This window comes from Kitasatospora nipponensis (assembly GCF_039528135.1).
Classification (GTDB): Bacteria; Actinomycetota; Actinomycetes; order Streptomycetales; family Streptomycetaceae; genus Kitasatospora; species Kitasatospora nipponensis.
The window spans coordinates 1-800 of sequence record NZ_BAAALF010000643.1 but is presented as its reverse complement, the minus strand read 5'-3'; the positions used below and the strand labels follow the sequence as shown (position 1 = coordinate 800).

The following is an 800-nucleotide window of genomic DNA, read 5'->3' as shown; positions in this document are numbered from 1 at the left end:
CTCCCCGAACAGCTACCAGTCGCCCGAGGCGTACGTGCAGACCAACGTGGTCGGCACCCAGAACGTCGCCGCAGCCTGCCTGCGGCACGGCGCCCGCCTGGTGCACGCCTCCACCAGCGAGGTCTACGGCACCGCGATCACCGCACCGATCACCGAGGAGCACCCGCTCCAGCCGCAGTCGCCGTACTCGGCCTCGAAGATCGGCGCCGACATGACGGCGCTCTCCTACTGGCACGCCTTCGAGCTGCCGGTCTCGGTGGTCCGCCCGTTCAACACCTACGGTCCCCGGCAGTCGGCCCGCGCGGTGATCCCCGCCATCCTGGCCCAACTGCACTCCGGCGCCCGGCAGATCAAGCTCGGCTCGGTCACCCCGACCCGGGACTTCACGTACGTCACCGACACCGCCGAGGGCTTCCTGGCCGTCGCGGTGGCCGACCGGGCGGTCGGCCAGGTGCTCAACCTGGGGACGGGCAGCGAGATCTCGATCGGCGAGCTGGCCGGGCAGTTGATCGCCGCATCCGGGCGGGACGCCGAGGTGGTGGTCGACCCGTCGCGGCTGCGGCCCAGCGGCAGCGAGGTGGAGCGGCTGCTGGCCGACAACAGCCGGGTCCGCGAACTGGCCGGCTGGCAGCCCCGGGTGACGCTGGCGGAGGGACTGCGGCACACCTCCGCGTGGGTCGCGGCGAACCTGGACGCGTTCGCGCCGGACCGCTACCAGGTCTGACGTTTCGCCAGGTGGCACACGCCAGGGGCTCGGGGAACTGCGACGCCGACCTCGTACAAGGTGATCCGTGCGTAGG

Annotated in this window: 1 protein-coding gene; it reads left to right on the top strand. The window is 72.0% G+C overall.

The features are described from left to right. The coding region (locus ABD323_RS42450; protein ID WP_344447397.1) for a GDP-mannose 4,6-dehydratase at positions 1-724 on the top strand (724 nt) is incomplete at its 5' end. Positions 725-800: the final 76 nt, after the last annotated feature.